We start from the raw sequence: 15,384 nt of genomic DNA on the forward strand, positions 1-15,384 counted from the left end.
CCCTACTTTCATGAGACGTGCCCATGCCTGACTCAATGCCGCAACGCGCCGATTACCGTCACTTCCAGCCGATCATCACACGCTGGCACGACAACGATGTGTACGGCCATGTGAACAATGTCACCTACTACAGCTTCTTCGACACGGCGGTGAATACCTACCTGATCGAACAGGGTGGGTTGGATATTCATGACGGTGAGGTGGTGGGGTTTGTGGTGAGTTCGGCGTGCGATTACTTCGCCTCGATTGCCTTTCCCGACCGCCTGGACATCGGCCTGCGGGTGGGCAAGTTGGGCAACAGCTCAGTGCAGTACGAATTGGCGGTGTTCAAGGCAGGCGAAGAGGAGGCCTGTGCGGCGGGGCGCTTTGTGCATGTGTTCGTGGATCGGGGGACGAACCAGCCGGTGACGATTCCGGGGATGTTGCGCGAGGCGTTGCAGCGGTTGGTGGTCTGACTTCGGCGTTGCAGGCACCACGGAACCCGATGTGGGAGGGGGCCAGCCCCCTCCCACATTGGTTTTACAGTGTTCTTTAGCGCTTAGCGGTGACGGTAGTGATGCTTGTTCTTGCGATGCCCGTAGGCATGGCCGCGGCCGCGATGGTCGTCGCGGTCATAACGGCGGCTATCACGACTACGACGATCATCGTCATCGCTCTTGTTGCCCATGTAGTTGCCCAGCGCACCGCCCGCGCCACCGCCGGCCGCTGAACCGATCAGTGCCCCGGTGCTGCCGCCGACACTGCGGCCCACCACGTTGCCGCCGGCTGCGCCCAGTGCGCCGCCAATGGCTGCTTCGCCGCGGCTGCGCTTGTCTGCGCCGACCGCACTACCGCCTGCGCCGCCCAGGGCCGCGCCGATGGTCGAACCGGTGTTGCCGCCCAACTGCTGGCCGACAACCGAGCCTAGAACCCCGCCCAATGCGCCGCCCACACCGGCTTCGGTGGTGCCACCGGCCATGGCTGCGCCACTGACCAGGCCAAGGGACAACAAGAGAATCGAGGAGAACTTCATAGAGAGACCTCAAGAGGATGACGGCGCGATCCTGAGGCTGTATTGACATGGTTACAATAGAAATCCGACCAGTAGCACGAGTTGTACACAATTCTCTAAGTTACTGTTTTAGCTCGGGAACTTAAGTGGTTTTTGCGAGTCTTTAGCTACTTCGGAACGGCCGCTTTTATGCAAAAGCGGCCTTTTTTGTGTCCGAAATGATCAGTCAGGCCGAACGCGCCGTGATCAGCCCATTGTCACTGGCAGCTTCCAAACGTATCGCCACGAACTTCGACGTCGGTGTATGGCTGCCATCCCCGGTGCTTTCCAGCGGCACCAACGGGTTCACTTCCGGGTAGTAAGCCGCAGCCTGCCCCGCCGGAATATCAAACGCCAGCAAGGTGAAGCCCTTCACCCGACGCTCGCGGCCGTCTTCCCACAACGACACGATGTCGGCTTTCTGCCCCGGCTTGAAGCCCAGGCGGATGATGTCGGCTTCGTTGACGAACAGCACGTCACGCTGGCCTTTGACCCCGCGATAGCGGTCGTCCAGGCCATAAATGGTGGTGTTGTACTGATCGTGGGAGCGCATCGATTGCATGATCAGGTCCGGCACGTGGCCCGTGGCATGGGTGCGCTCGTGGATCAGGTCCTTGGGCAGGATGTTCGGGCGGAAGTTGGCACGGCCCGAAGGCGTGTTCCAGCGTCGGGCACCGGCGGAGTTGCCCAGGTAGAAACCACCGGGGTGTTTCAGGCGTTCGTTGAAGTCCTTGAAGCCTGGGATGGTATCGGCGATCAGGTCGCGAATGCGGCTGTAATCGGCCACCAACCAGTTCCAGTCCACCGGTTTGCTGCCCAGGGTTGCGGCGGCGATGCCGGCGAGGATGGCCGGTTCCGATTTCATCAACTTCGACAGCGGCTGCAGTTGGCCGTTGGAGTCGTGGACCATGCTGAACGAGTCTTCTACCGTCACCGCTTGCGGACCTTCGGCCTGGATGTCGATGTCGGTGCGGCCCAGGCACGGCAGGATCAGCGCGTCCTTGCCGTGCATCAGGTGGCTGCGGTTGAGCTTGGTGCTGATCTGCACGGTCAGGTCGCAATTGCGCAGTGCTTCGAAGGTGCGCGGGCTGTCCGGCGTGGCTTGGGCGAAGTTGCCACCCAGGCCGATAAACACCTTGGAGCGACCTTCAAGCATGGCGTGGATCGCTTCCACCACGTTGTGCCCGTTGGTGCGCGGCACCTGGAACTGGAAGCGTCGCTCCAAGGCGTCGAGGAACGCCACCGGTGGGCGTTCGTTGATGCCCATGGTGCGGTCGCCCTGCACGTTGCTGTGGCCACGCACCGGGCACAGGCCGGCGCCGGGGCGGCCGATGTTGCCGCGCAGCAGCATCAGGTTGGCGATTTCCTGGATGGTCGGCACCGAGTGGCGGTGCTGGGTGATACCCATCGCCCAGCACATGATCACGTTCTTGCCCTTGGCGTACATGCGTGCCGCTTGCTCGATCTCGACCAGGGTCAGGCCGGACTGTTCGACGATTTCATCCCAGGAGGTGTCGTCGATCTGGCCCAGGTAATCCAGCACGTTGGCCGTGTGTTCATTGAGGAAGTCGTGGTCGAACACCGCTTCCTTGCCTTCGGCCTGAGCCTGGCGCTCCCACAGCAGCAGGAACTTGGCCATGCCGCGCAGGATCGCCATGTCGCCACCCAGGGCCGGGCGGAAGTACGCGGTGTTGGTCGGCTTGTCGCCGTTGGTGAGCATTTCCAGCGGATGCTGCGGATGCTGGAAGCGCTCCAGGCCGCGCTCCTTGAGGGGGTTGATGCACACCACCTGGGCACCGCGTTTGACCGCTTCACGCAGCGGTTCGAGCATGCGCGGGTGGTTGGTGCCGGGGTTCTGGCCCCAGACGAATATCGCATCGGCATGTTCGAAGTCATCAAAGGTCACGGTGCCTTTGCCGACCCCCACGCTCTGCGCCAGGGCGACGCCGCTGGCCTCGTGGCACATGTTCGAGCAGTCCGGGAAGTTGTTGGTGCCGTAGGCGCGCACAAACAGCTGGTACAGGTACGCCGCTTCGTTACTGGCACGGCCCGAGGTGTAGAACTCGGCCATGTCCGGGCTGGGCAGGGCGTTGAGGTGCTTGCCGACCAGGTCGAAGGCCGCTTCCCAGCTGATGGGCTGGTAGCGATCGGTTTCGGCGTCGTAGCGCATGGGCTCGGTCAGGCGGCCTTGGTACTCGAGCCAATAGTCGCTTTGCTCCAGCAGCGCGGTGACGCTGTGCTTGGCGAAAAACGCTGCGTCAACGCGGCGCTTGGTGGCTTCCCAGTTGACCGCCTTGGCGCCGTTCTCGCAGAACTTGACCATGCCGCTTTCCGGCGAGTCGCCCCAGGCGCAGCCCGGGCAGTCGAAGCCGCCGTTCTGGTTGGTCTTGAGCATCATGCGCAGGTTTTTCAGCGCGTTGTCACTGGTCAACCACGCCTGTGCCACGCTGATCAGCGCGCCCCAGCCGCCAGCCGGGCCCTTGTAAGGCTTGTAGCGCGGGGTTGGGGTTTGGTCGGCTTGATGATGATTGCTCACGGCTGGTTCTCCATCGCAGGGCTGTAGACCCGCGGCGCACTTTTCTGCGGCAGGTGGATGAGATTGAGGTTATGCCGGCGAGCCCATTGCAGGGCCAGGCCGGTGGGCGACGACAGGCTGACCAGGGTCTGGATGCCCGCGCGCAGGACTTTCTGGATCAATTCGAGGCTGCAACGGCTGGTGACAATCGCCAGCCCGCCGTCGGTGGGGATCCGTTGGCGGATCAGCGCACCGATCAACTTGTCGAGGGCGTTGTGCCGGCCGATGTCTTCACGGCCCATCAGCAATTCGCCCTGGTTATTCATGAACACAGCCGCATGCACAGCGCCGCTGCACTGGCCCAAAGGCTGGAACGCGCTGATGCGCTGGCGCAGGCCGTCGAGCCATTCGGCAGGCGGCAAGGGCGCGCCGGGCAGCACTTGAAGGTCCGGCAGGGCCTGTTCAACGGCTTCCACTCCGCACAGGCCGCAGCCGCTGGTACCTGCCAGCTGGCGGCGCTGCTGCTTGAGGTTCCAGAACGCACGGCTGGAGATCTGCACCTGAGCGTATTGGGCCGAACCCGAACCGCTGAGTTTCAGATCATAAATATCGCTGACGTCGGCGATAATGCCGCTGCCGATGCTGAACCCGACAATAAAGTCTTCCAGGTCCGTGGGCGTGACCAGCATGACGGCCTGGCTGATGTCGTTATAGGCAATCGCCAACGCCACTTCTTCCGCCAAGGCGGTGCTGGTGACTTCAGTGTGCTCAAGGTTGCAAAACTGGTAGCTCTGGCTGGCGACGGGCGCGGACATTTCCGGAGCAGGCGCCGCGCAGACTGGGCGCTTGGCGTTCATGGGGCAGTACCACCGGCGGATTGATCAGTGTTTAGACTAGGCGCGACAAAGCGTCGCGTCTAATTGCCAGTACTGATCTACCGATAGATGACGTCGATCAAGACTCTGTTTGCGATTTCTGAAACAGCGCGAAACACGCCTCTGCCAATGCCGAACGCGGTGCGCTGCGCCGCATGATCAGGCCCAGGCGCGCCAGGGTGTGGGCGTCTTCGATAGGTTGCAGGCGCAAATGTTCGGTGAGGGCGTCCAGACCGCCGTCCAGCGGCATGACGGCGCAGCACAGTCCGCCATGCACAGCTTGTAACAACTGATGGACGGCGTCGGTTTGTAACAGCGGCTGCGGGTGCAGTCCCCGGCTGTGGAAGTTGTGGTCGATGGACTGACGGAAGTGCATGCCACTGGTGAGCATGCCCAGGGGCAGTTCGATCAATGCCTCCCAGCTCAGCGGCTTGTCGCCAAAACTGAAATAGCGCTGGTCGTAGAGCAGGCCCATGCGGGTTTCGCCGAGGGCCAGGGAGTCGAAGCGCTCGTTGTCCAGGCGGTCGAGGTAGGACACGCCCAGGTCCAGGCGATTGCTCGCCAACTGTTCGAGGATCTGCTCGGAGCTGAGGGCCGAAAGCTCAAAGCGCAGGCTCGGATGCTCCTTGTGCAGTTGTTGCATCAACGCCAGCGGATCAAAGCTCGACAACGGCACCACACCCAGGCGTAACGTACCCACCAGGTTGCCACGGCAGGCGGCGGCTTCGGCCTGCAAGCCGTCATAGGCCGCCAGCACCGTGCGGGCCCAGGCCAGCACGCGCTCGCCGGGGGCGGTGAACCCTTCGAAACGCTGGCCGCGATTGACCAGCGGCAAGTCCAGCTCTTCTTCAAGGTTGCGCAGGCGCATCGACAGGGTTGGCTGGGTGATGTGGCAACGCGCCGCGGCCTGGCCGAAGTGACGGGTCTCGTCGAGGGCGATGAGGAATTTCAGCTGCTTGATGTCCATCTTCGCTCCAGGGCTTATTCCAATGGCGGGGGGATTCTAGCGCGTTTGCGTCTTTGGTCGGGCTGGAACCCAAGTCTGCCGGACTGGTCTAGTCTTGGGCATCTGGAAATCAACTACCAAGGAGAGCGCACTATGAGCATTTTCAGCTTTATCAAAGAAGCCGGCGAAAAGATTGTCGACCTGTTGACGCCGGGTAATGCCAATGCGAGTGAGCAGTTGAAGGAACACGTAGCGAAGGTGGGTCTGGGGAATCCGAATGTGCAGACCACGGTAGAGGGCGACAAGGTGACCGTGACCGGTGAAGTCGCCACCCAGGAAGAGAAAGAGAAGATTCTGCTGGCGCTGGGTAACATCCAAGGCGTGGCCAGTGTGGATGACCAGATCACCGTAACCGGCCCGGCAGTGACCGCCGCCCGTTTCGTCGTGGTGAAAAAGGGTGACACCCTCAGCGCGATTTCCCTGACGGTGTACGGCAACGCCAACCTGTACAACAAGATCTTCGAGGCCAACAAGCCGCTGTTGTCCCATCCAGACAAGATTTACCCAGGGCAGACGCTGCGTATTCCTGAGTAATACACGGGCGAAAAGGTGGGAGGGGGCTTGCTCCCGATAGCTGAGTGTCAGTCGACATCAAGTTGACTGATCCACCGCTATCGGGAGCAAGCCCCCTCCCACATGGTTCAGAGCCCGGCAATGAGATCCCGGTAATCCTCGACCGCCGCAAATTCCCCGGTGTCCTTCGGCCCTTTTTGGCTGTCCGGCTCTTTCACCGCCAGTAAATGCCCCACGCCAAACGCCTGGGCACTGCGCAGGATCGGCAGGGTGTCGTCGATAAACAGGCTGCGAGCCGGATCGAACTGGATGTCAGCCTGCAAGGCATCCCAGAACTGCGGGTTTTCCTTGGCGAAGCCGTAGTCGTGGGAGCTGATCAATCGCTCGAAGTACGGCGCCAGTTCAATGCGCTCCAACTTCAGTGACAGCGAGTCACGGTGGGCATTGGTGATCAGGATCACGCGCTTGCCTGCCCGTTTGATCGCCGCCAGGAAGGTATCGGCATCCGGGCGCAGGGCGATCAGGTGGGCGGTTTCCAGCTTGAGTTCGCGCACCGGGATGTTCAGCTCCGCACTCCAGAAATCCAGGCAATACCATTGCAACTGTCCGGCGTTACGCTCGAACAGAGGCTGCAACTCCATCTCGGCCATGGCCCGGCTCACCCCGTGCAGCTCGGCGTAACGCTGGGGCAGGTGCTCCATCCAGAAGTGGTTGTCGTAATGCAGGTCGAGCAGGGTGCCGTCCATGTCCAGCAGGACGGTGTCGATGGCGTGCCAGGGCAAAGAGGGCATGGTGCGGTCTCATGTAAGTAAAGATATCCGACACAGACAATCGGAAAAGCCACGGTATAGTAACCCGATCACGCCAAGGAGCCGCTTATGCGCCAGAAACCCACCGTCCTCGCCCGCGAAATAGTCGCCAGTAGCCGTTTGTTCCGCGTGGAGGAAGTGCAATTGCGCTTTTCCAATGGCGTTGAACGGACCTACGAGCGCCTGGTGGGCCGCGGTGCCGGCTACGGCGCAGTGATGATCGTGGCGATGATCGACGAAGATCATGCGTTGCTGGTTGAAGAGTACTGCGGCGGTACCGATGAGTATGAGCTGTCCTTGCCCAAGGGCCTGATCGAACCCGGCGAAGACGTGCTGGCGGCAGCAGACCGTGAACTCAAGGAAGAAGCCGGCTACGGCGCACGGCAGTTGGAACACATTACCGAGCTGTCGTTGTCTCCTGGCTACATGAGCCAGAAAATCCAGGTGGTGCTCGCCACCGAACTCTATGAAGAACGCCTGGAAGGCGATGAGCCCGAGCCGATGCGTGTGGACCGGGTCAACCTGCGCGAGCTGTCGCAGCTTGCGCAAAACGAGCAGTTCAGCGAAGGCCGCGCCCTGGCGGCGTTGTACCTGGTACGAGATTTGTTGATTCAGCGTGGAGCGTTTACCCCATGAGCGAACTGTTTTTAGGCCACCCGTTTATCGCCCCTGTGATCGAGCTGGCCCGCCAGGCGGGTGAAGTGATCCTGCCGTACTGGCGCGCCGATGTGGCGGTGACCTCCAAGGCCGATGATTCGCCGGTCACGGCGGCCGACCTGGCCGCCCACCATCTGATTCTCGCAGGCCTCACCGCACTCGACCCGAGCATCCCGGTGCTGTCCGAAGAAGACGCCGACATCGACCAGAGCGTACGGGCCGGCTGGCAGCGCTGGTGGTTGGTGGACCCGCTGGATGGCACCAAGGAATTTATCGCCGGCAGCGAAGAATTCACCGTCAATATTGCCCTGGTCGAACAGGGTCGCGTGGTGTTCGGCGTGGTGTCCATGCCCACCAGTGGCCGTTGCTACTTCGGTGGAGCCGGCCTGGGGGCGTGGCGCTCCGATGTGAACGAAGCGCCCAGGCAGATCCAGGTGCGCGAGGCCCCAGCAGTGGGTGAGGCGTTTACCGTGGTCGCCAGCCGCCGGCATACCAGCCCCGAGCAAGAGCGTCTGCTGGACGGTTTGAGCGAAGGGTTGGGGGAGTTGAAACTGGCGAATATCGGCAGTTCGTTGAAGTTCTGCCTGTTGGCCGAGGGCAGTGCCGATTGCTACCCGCGGCTGGCGCCGACTTCGCAGTGGGATACGGCGGCGGCGCAGGGTGTATTGGAAGGGGCGGGCGGCGAGGTGCTGGAGTTGAGTGGCGAGCCGTTCAGCTATCCGGCGCGGGCGTCGTTGCTGAATCCGTTTTTCCTGGCGTTGCCGGCGAAGGCGGCGTGGCGTGAGCGGTTGCTGACCTTGGCCCGCTCTTAATACCTCAGCCGATCTAAATGTGGGAGGGGCGGTGCCCCTCCCACATTTGTTTTGTGTATTGGCTTCTAGCGGTGCAGGACGTATTGGCCGGTGAACGTAACGGCCCGCTCTTCACTGCCCTCATTCGCGATCCAGGTGTCCAACGCCAGCCGCGCCCGGCCATAGCGCTTGTAGGTCGCCAAAAAGCGCTTCCACACCTTCTCCTCCGGCGCCGCGCAAATGGCGGTCGCGTCGTGCGTCACCGGCAGCGGATAGCTGATCTGCCCTTCCTGAATCACGATATGCCCGTCTTCAATCCCTTCCTCGCGCAGTTGCAGGTGCATCCAGCCCCAACCCGCCAGCACCGCGCCGCAGTAGAGGCTGCCGCCGAACATGGTGCTCTTGTGGTTGATATTGGCTTGCAAAGGCAGGTGCAGCTGCAGTTGCCCGTCTTGCCAGTCGAGTACCTTGAGGCCCATTTCGCGGGTCAGGGGGATGTCGTGGTGGAGGATGGATTCCAGGTAACGGCTGTCACGGCTCATGGGGGCCTCTTGGTGGGTGGGCAGGGTCATTCGTCGTCAGCACTTTGGTTGGCGAAGTTCAGGCCGTGCTTGCGCAGTTTGTCGTGCAGGGTCTTGCGCGGTACGCCGAGGGCTTCTGCGAGGCTGCGCATGGAGCTGTGGGGGCGGGTCAGTTCGGCGGCGATCAGGCTTTTTTCGAACTGCTCGACCTGTTCGCTCAAGCCGCCCGGCGTGGAAGTCAGCACGCTGCTGGCGGGATTGTCCGGGGTGCTGTCCAGCGCCAGCTCCAGGCCCAACGCAAAGCGCTCGGCGGCGTTCTGCAATTCGCGCACATTGCCCGGCCAGCTATGACGCAACAGCAGGGCACGCTGGCCCGGTTGCAGCTCGTGCAAAGGCAGGCCGTGGCGACTGCTGGCTTCGTCGGCGAAGTGCTGGAACAGCATCAACGCATCTTCACCGCGCTCGCGCAGTGGCGGAATACGCAACGGCGCGACGTTGAGGCGATAGTACAAGTCGGCGCGGAAGCGGCCCTGGTCGGCGGCCTGGCGCAGGTCTTCCTTGGTGGCGGCGATGATGCGGATATCCAGCGGGATCAGCTGGTTGCCGCCGAGGCGCTCCACCACACGCTCCTGTAACAGGCGCAGCAGCTTGACCTGCACGTCCAGGCTCATGCTTTCGATTTCATCGAGGAACAACGTGCCGCCGTTGGCGAATTCGAATTTGCCGATGCGGCGTTTCTGCGCGCCGGTAAAGGCGCCGGGCTCATGGCCGAACAGTTCGCTCTCCACCACCGACTCGGCCAACGCCCCGGCATTGATCGCCACAAACGGCCCGCTGCGCCGGCTCGACAGGTCGTGCAGCGCGCGGGCCACCACTTCCTTGCCGGCGCCGGTTTCGCCGAGGATCAGCACATCCGCCCGGGTTGCTGCCAGGGCGCCGATCTGCTCGCGCAGGCGCAGCATCTGTGGCGAGTGCCCCACCAGGCGGGTGCTCAACTGCTGGCGGTCACTGAGGGCCAGGCGCAGGCTGCGGTTGTCGAGCACCAGCCGGCGCAGGGCCAGGGCGCGGCGCACGCTGTCGAGCAGGGCGTCGCTGGCGAAGGGTTTTTCGAGGAAGTCATAGGCCCCCGCGCGCATGGCCTGCACCGCCAGCGGCACGTCGCCGTGGCCGGTGATCAGCAGCACCGGCAGGTCCGGATCCTGGCCGTGCAGCTCGGCCAGCAGCTCCAGGCCGTCCATGCCGGGCATGCGGATGTCGCTGACCACCACGCCCGGCCAATCCCGCGACAGGCGCGCGGTGAGGCCGGTGGCTTCGCCCAGGGGCAGGACGTTCAGCCCGGCCAGGTCCAGGGTCTGGCACAGGGCCTGACGCAAGTGTGGATCATCGTCGATCAACACCACCTGAATCTGGTTATCGATACTCATACACTGCGGTCCTCGGACGGTTGCAGACTGACGCCCGGCGAGCCGGCGCGCAATTTCAAGGTTAACAGCGCGCCGCCTTCCTTGTGGTTGGCAAACAGCAGTTCGCCGCCAAAGGCACGCATCAGGGTTTCACAGATCGCCAGGCCCAGGCCCAAGCCCTGGGTGCGGGTCTTGGTGGTGTAGAACGGTTCGCTGGCGCGGCCCAGGGCTTCCATGCAAAAGCCTGGGCCATTGTCGCGAATGTACAGGTTGACGCCCTGGGCGGTGGTTTCGGCACTCAGCCACAGTTTGCGCGGCGGGCCTTTTTCGGTAAGGGCGTCGAGGGCGTTGGCCAGCAGGTTGCCCAGCACCTGGCGCAGGCGGGTTTCGCCGGCCTGCACCCACAGGGTCGCTTCCGGCAAATCGCGGATCAGCTCGACTTCCATCGAGCGCCGCCGCTTGGCCAGCAAGGCCAGCGCATCGTCCAGCGCCGGTTGCAGGGCCACGCTCTCCGGGGCATGGCGATCGCGCCGGGCGAAGGCGCGCAGGTGCGCGATGATCGAGGCCATGCGCCCGGTCAGTTCGCTGATCAGCTTGAGATTGCCCCGGGCATCGCTGGTGCGCTCGTGGTCGAGCAGGATCTCGGCGTTTTCCGCATAGCTGCGGATCGCCGCCAGGGGTTGATTGAGTTCGTGGCTGATACTTGCCGACATGGTGCCCAGCGCTGACAGCTTGCCGGCCTGCACCAAGTCATCCTGGGCGCGCACCAGTTCCTGCTGGGCGTGTTCGCGCTCCAGCACCTCCTGTTTGAGGCGACGGTTGAGGCCTTCCAGATCGCTGGTCCGTTCGACCACGCGCATCTCCAGCTCGCGGCGGGCCTTGGCTTCGAAGGCGATGCGTTCCAGGTAGTGGCGACGGCGCTGCATCAACAGGCCCAGCAGCAGCATCAACACCAGCAACGTGGCGCCGCCCACGGCGACCACCGTGCGCACCGGGCGGCTGATCAAGGATTGCGGTGCAAGGATCTCCACATTCCAGCCGGTCTCGGCAATGGCGGTGGATTGGCGCAGCCATGCGCTGTTGCTCAGGCTCAACGGTTGCGGGTCGCGCGTGGGGTAGGGCTGGATGGCGATGATGGCCTGGCGTTCTTCGGCGGTCAGCGGCCGGGTGGCCCGGAAGCGCCATTGCGGGCGTGACGTGAGGATCACCACGCCGTTGTGGTCGGTGACCAATAGTTGTTCCGGGGTATTGCCCCACAGGCTTTCGGTGTGGTCCAGGTCGACCTTGACCACCAGTACGCCGATGATCGTGTCGCCATCGCGCACTGCGGCGGCGAAGAAATAGCCGCGCTTGGCCGAGGTGGTGCCCAGCCCGAAAAACCGCCCCAGGCGCCCGGCCATGGCTTCGCTGAAATAGGGCCGGAACGAGAAGTTGCGCCCGACGAAACTGTCCTGCTTGTCCCAATTGGACGCGGCGAGGGTCTTGCCGGTGGTGTCCATCAAATACATCACTTCCACCCCGGCCTGGGCGGCGACGTCCTTGAGCAGCAGGTTGGCGTTGACCAGGTTGGTACTGACCTGCGGTGCGTCCAGTGCCGTGCGCAAGGCCGGCAAGTCGCCGAGGATCTGCGGCAGCACTTCATAGCGATGCAGGGTGCCCAGCAGGTTGGCGACGTACAGGTCGAGGGTCTGGCGGTTTTGCCCGGCCAGTTCGCTGCGATAGTAACGCTCGGCCAAGTGCTCCAGCGGCCACAGCAACGGTGCCAGGCACAGGGCCAACAGGGCAAGGCTGCGCCAGCGGGGTCTTCGCGGAAGGGGTGGAGTCATGGGAGTCGTGCGCCTGTGGGTACAGGCGCATTATGCCTAGTGCTGCCCGGCAAGACACTCGCGCAATGCGTCTTGCCACAAGGGCTGGCTGACGTGCCATTGCTGGCGCAGGTGGCTGCAATCCAGACGTGAGTTCAGCGGGCGCCGGGCGGGGGTCGGGTAGGCGCTGGACGGGATCGCCTCCAGTTCGGCACAGGCGCGGCCACTGGCGCGCAGGTGCTCGCCGATCGCCTGGGCAAAGCCGAACCACGAGGTTTCACCCTCGGCGGTCAGGTGGTAGATGCCCCATTCCCCGGCCTTGCCCGCCTGCCAGCGTTCGATCAGGGCGCGCGTACTGGCGGCAATGGTCCCGGCCCACGTCGGCGCGCCGATCTGGTCGGCGACGATGCGCAGGTGGGGTTTTTCTTGCAGCAGGCGCTGCATGGTCAGCAGGAAGTTCTTGCCGTGGTTGGAGTAGACCCAGCTGGTGCGCAGGATCAGGTACTGGCCTCCCACTGCGGCAATCGCCTGTTCACCCGCCAGTTTGCTCTGGCCGTAGACGCCCAGGGGATTGGGTGTGTCAGCTTCGGTGTAGGGCGCAGGCTTGCTGCCGTCGAACACGTAGTCGGTGGAATAGTGGATCAACGGGCTGCCCAAGGCCTTGGCTTCCTCGGCGAGAATCCCGGGGGCGGTGGCGTTGATGGCGAAGGCGAGGTCCGCTTCGCTTTCGGCCTGATCCACAGCCGTGTGGGCGGCGGCGTTGATGATCAGGTCGGGGCGATGGGCGCGCACCTGCTGGCGGATGTGCTTGGCGTCGGCCAGATCGAGGTGCTCGCGGCCGAGTACAATCAGTTCGCCCAGGCCCTGGAGCTGCTGTTGCAGTGCCTGGGAGACTTGGCCATGTTGGCCGGTAATCAGGATTTTCATGGGAATAGATCGGCGTCTTTCAGGCTTTTGCCGCTCTGGTCCTTGGAAGACAAGGTTGGAGGCCCCGTCAATTGCCAGTCGATATTGAGGTCCGGATCGTCCCAGCGGATGCAGCGCTCTGCAGAGGGTGTGTAGTAATCAGTCGTCTTGTAGAGGAATTCTGCGTAGTCGCTGAGCACCACAAAACCATGGGCGAACCCCGGAGGAATCCACAGTTGGCGACTGTTTTCGGTCGATAGCCGAACGCTGGCCCATTTGCCAAATGCAGGTGAGCTCTGACGTATATCCACTGCGACGTCTAACACCTCACCGGCAGTCACTCGCACCAATTTGCCCTGAGCGTGTTCCACTTGGTAATGCAGGCCGCGCAACACGCCTCTTTGTGAGCGCGAGTGGTTGTCCTGAACAAACTCTTGCTGCAGCCCGGTTGCTTGCGCAAAGTCCCGGGCATTGAAACTCTCATAGAAAAAACCGCGTTCATCGCCAAAAACCTTCGGCTCGATGATCAATACCCCGGGCAACTCAGTGGCGGATACATTCATATGGATTATCCCCTGCGAGGGTGAACAAGTATTGACCGTAGCCGGTCTTGCCAAAATATTTGGCCCGCTCCAGCAAGTATTCACGGTCAATCCAGCGGTTCTGGTAAGCAATTTCTTCCAGGCAGGCTACTTTCAGGCCCTGGCGATGCTCGATGGTCTGCACGTAGAGCGAAGCTTCCAACAGGCTGTCGTGGGTGCCTGTATCGAGCCAAGCGAAGCCGCGCCCAAAACGTTCCACATGCAGGTCGCCGCGCTTGAGATAGGCGTTGTTGACGTCGGTAATCTCAAGCTCGCCACGATGTGAAGGTTTCACGGCTTTGGCGATCTCGATCACGTCGTTGTCGTAGAAGTAAAGGCCGGTTACGGCATAGGGGGACTTTGGCTTCAGTGGTTTCTCTTCAATCGACAGGGCGCGACCATCCTTGTCGAAGTCGATCACGCCAAATCGTTCTGGGTCTTTTACCCAATAACCAAATACCGTCGCGCCGGAAGGACGCCTGGCTGCAGTCCGCAACTGTTCGCCGAAATATTGGCCGTGGAAAATGTTGTCACCCAGGATCAGGCATACCGGGTCATTACCGATAAATTCTTCGCCAATGATAAATGCCTGGGCCAAGCCATCCGGCGACGGCTGCTCGGCATAGGTGAAGCGCACGCCGAACTGGCTGCCATCGCCCAGCAAGTTACGATACTGCGGCAAGTCCACTGGCGTGGAAATCACGAGGATGTCTTTGATTCCCGCCAGCATCAGCACCGAGATCGGGTAATAGATCATCGGCTTGTCATACACTGGCAGCAGCTGCTTGGACACGCCCAGGGTAATGGGGTGCAAGCGAGTGCCTGAGCCTCCTGCCAATACGATTCCCTTCATCATGCAATCAGATCCTTCATGTCGGTGTTGCCCAATCGTTCACCCTGATAACTGCCGTCCTGTACCCGGCGGCACCATTCCAGGTTGTCGAGGTACCACTGTACGGTCTTGCGCAGGCCGGTCTCGAACGTTTCTTCCGGGACCCAGCCCAGTTCGCGTTCGATCTTGCTGGCGTCGATTGCATAGCGCTGATCGTGGCCCGGTCGATCTTTGACGAACGTGATCAGGTCGGCAAATTTTTCCACACCGGCCGGACGTTGCGGTGCCAATTCTTCCAGCAGGCCGCAGATGCCTCGTACCACGTCGATGTTTTTTTGCTCATTGTGGCCGCCGATATTGTAGGTCTCGCCGACCACACCTTCAGTTACCACTTTCAGAAGTGCGCGGGCATGGTCCTCGACGAACAGCCAGTCGCGCACCTGCAAACCATTACCATAGACCGGTAATGGCTTGCCCGCGAGCGCGTTGAGGATGACCAGCGGGATCAACTTCTCGGGGAAGTGGAAAGGGCCGTAGTTGTTCGAACAATTGGTCAGCAATACCGGCAGGCCGTAGGTGCGCTGCCAGGCACGCACCAGGTGGTCGGACGCCGCTTTGCTCGCGGAGTAAGGTGAACTGGGCGCGTAAGGCGTGGTTTCGGTGAAAAGATCGTCAACGCCGTGCAGGTCGCCGTACACCTCATCGGTGGAGATGTGATGGAAACGGAAAGTGCTCTTGGAGGGCTCCGCCAGCGTGTGCCAGTACGCGCGGGTGGCCTCCAGCAGGCTGTAGGTGCCGACGATATTGGTCTGGATAAAATCCGACGGCCCGTCAATCGAACGATCGACATGGGATTCTGCAGCCAAGTGCATGATTGCCTGTGGCTCGAAGCGCGTCAGCACGGCGCTGACGCTGGCCTGGTCAATGATATCGGCCTGTACGAACTCATAGCGGCTGTTGGACGCAATGCTGTTCAGTGATTCCAGATTGCCGGCATAGGTAAGTTTGTCCAGGTTGAGCACTTCGTGTTCGGTGTTTTGGATCAGATGGCGGATCAGGGCGGAGCCGATAAATCCAGCGCCGCCGGTGATGAGAATGCGCATGTCGGAGGGCCTTTTCCTTAGACGGACATTAAGCGAA

The 15,384-nt window shown here is 62.1% G+C and carries 16 protein-coding genes; 4 read left to right on the forward strand and 12 right to left on the reverse strand.

What is annotated here, in order from left to right; all coding sequences use genetic code 11:
• Positions 1-23: 23 nt before the first annotated feature.
• The gene (locus F6S08_RS01965; protein ID WP_065925806.1) at positions 24-455 is read left to right on the forward strand and encodes an acyl-CoA thioesterase; all 432 of its coding nucleotides are present in this window, start codon (positions 24-26) and stop codon (positions 453-455) included.
• Between the two features lie 83 nt (positions 456-538).
• On the opposite strand, the gene F6S08_RS01970 is transcribed toward F6S08_RS01965, so the two are convergent.
• The 4 genes from F6S08_RS01970 to F6S08_RS01985 all read right to left on the reverse strand — a co-directional run bounded on the left by F6S08_RS01970 (position 539) and on the right by F6S08_RS01985 (position 5,387).
• Positions 539-1,012 (reverse strand): glycine zipper domain-containing protein, encoded by a 474-nt coding sequence (locus F6S08_RS01970; RefSeq protein WP_027605140.1) that lies wholly within the window; start codon positions 1,010-1,012, stop codon positions 539-541.
• Between the two features lie 205 nt (positions 1,013-1,217).
• Positions 1,218-3,566 carry an FdhF/YdeP family oxidoreductase gene (locus tag F6S08_RS01975; RefSeq protein WP_065925805.1) on the reverse strand — a complete coding sequence of 783 codons (2,349 nt, stop codon included), beginning with the start codon at positions 3,564-3,566 and terminating at the stop codon, positions 1,218-1,220.
• Positions 3,563-4,402 carry a formate dehydrogenase accessory sulfurtransferase FdhD gene (fdhD, locus tag F6S08_RS01980; RefSeq protein WP_074848399.1) on the reverse strand — a complete coding sequence of 280 codons (840 nt, stop codon included), beginning with the start codon at positions 4,400-4,402 and terminating at the stop codon, positions 3,563-3,565. The genes F6S08_RS01975 and fdhD overlap by 4 nt, the downstream gene beginning before the upstream one ends.
• A 97-nt stretch (positions 4,403-4,499) precedes the next feature.
• Positions 4,500-5,387, reverse strand: coding sequence for a LysR family transcriptional regulator (locus F6S08_RS01985; protein ID WP_027605137.1), 888 nt, complete (start codon positions 5,385-5,387; stop codon positions 4,500-4,502).
• 132 nt (positions 5,388-5,519) lie between these two features.
• Between F6S08_RS01985 and lysM the strand changes: the two genes are divergently transcribed.
• Entirely contained in the window at positions 5,520-5,960 is a 441-nt protein-coding gene (lysM, locus tag F6S08_RS01990; RefSeq protein ID WP_065946704.1) for a peptidoglycan-binding protein LysM, read from the forward strand.
• Between the two features lie 107 nt (positions 5,961-6,067).
• On the opposite strand, the gene yrfG is transcribed toward lysM, so the two are convergent.
• Positions 6,068-6,730, reverse strand: coding sequence for a GMP/IMP nucleotidase (yrfG, locus tag F6S08_RS01995; RefSeq protein ID WP_065946703.1), 663 nt, complete (start codon positions 6,728-6,730; stop codon positions 6,068-6,070).
• 87 nt (positions 6,731-6,817) lie between these two features.
• Between yrfG and nudE the strand changes: the two genes are divergently transcribed.
• Positions 6,818-7,384 (forward strand): ADP compounds hydrolase NudE, encoded by a 567-nt coding sequence (nudE, locus tag F6S08_RS02000; protein WP_027605134.1) that lies wholly within the window; start codon positions 6,818-6,820, stop codon positions 7,382-7,384.
• Positions 7,381-8,217 (forward strand): 3'(2'),5'-bisphosphate nucleotidase CysQ, encoded by an 837-nt coding sequence (cysQ, locus tag F6S08_RS02005; protein WP_027605133.1) that lies wholly within the window; start codon positions 7,381-7,383, stop codon positions 8,215-8,217. The genes nudE and cysQ overlap by 4 nt, the downstream gene beginning before the upstream one ends.
• Positions 8,218-8,282: 65 nt before the next feature.
• On the opposite strand, the gene F6S08_RS02010 is transcribed toward cysQ, so the two are convergent.
• The 7 genes from F6S08_RS02010 to rfbB are packed head-to-tail and all read right to left on the reverse strand — an operon-like array spanning position 8,283 to position 15,347.
• Positions 8,283-8,738, reverse strand: coding sequence for a YiiD C-terminal domain-containing protein (locus tag F6S08_RS02010; RefSeq protein WP_065925798.1), 456 nt, complete (start codon positions 8,736-8,738; stop codon positions 8,283-8,285).
• 26 nt (positions 8,739-8,764) lie between these two features.
• The gene (locus F6S08_RS02015) at positions 8,765-10,141 is read right to left on the reverse strand and encodes a sigma-54-dependent transcriptional regulator (protein ID WP_065925797.1); all 1,377 of its coding nucleotides are present in this window, start codon (positions 10,139-10,141) and stop codon (positions 8,765-8,767) included.
• Entirely contained in the window at positions 10,138-11,946 is a 1,809-nt protein-coding gene (locus F6S08_RS02020) for an ATP-binding protein (RefSeq protein ID WP_065925796.1), read from the reverse strand. The genes F6S08_RS02015 and F6S08_RS02020 overlap by 4 nt, the downstream gene beginning before the upstream one ends.
• A 36-nt stretch (positions 11,947-11,982) precedes the next feature.
• Positions 11,983-12,852, reverse strand: coding sequence for a dTDP-4-dehydrorhamnose reductase (gene rfbD / locus F6S08_RS02025; RefSeq protein WP_137211678.1), 870 nt, complete (start codon positions 12,850-12,852; stop codon positions 11,983-11,985).
• Positions 12,849-13,394: a dTDP-4-dehydrorhamnose 3,5-epimerase gene (rfbC, locus tag F6S08_RS02030; protein ID WP_065925794.1), complete on the reverse strand. Its 546-nt coding sequence runs from the start codon at positions 13,392-13,394 to the stop codon at positions 12,849-12,851. The genes rfbD and rfbC overlap by 4 nt, the downstream gene beginning before the upstream one ends.
• Positions 13,375-14,268, reverse strand: coding sequence for a glucose-1-phosphate thymidylyltransferase RfbA (gene rfbA / locus F6S08_RS02035; RefSeq protein ID WP_065925793.1), 894 nt, complete (start codon positions 14,266-14,268; stop codon positions 13,375-13,377). The genes rfbC and rfbA overlap by 20 nt, the downstream gene beginning before the upstream one ends.
• Entirely contained in the window at positions 14,265-15,347 is a 1,083-nt protein-coding gene (rfbB, locus tag F6S08_RS02040) for a dTDP-glucose 4,6-dehydratase (protein WP_315871211.1), read from the reverse strand. The genes rfbA and rfbB overlap by 4 nt, the downstream gene beginning before the upstream one ends.
• Positions 15,348-15,384: the final 37 nt, after the last annotated feature.

The sequence above is a fragment of the Pseudomonas sp. JV449 genome (assembly GCF_032424295.1).
Taxonomy (GTDB): domain Bacteria; phylum Pseudomonadota; class Gammaproteobacteria; order Pseudomonadales; family Pseudomonadaceae; genus Aquipseudomonas; species Aquipseudomonas marginalis.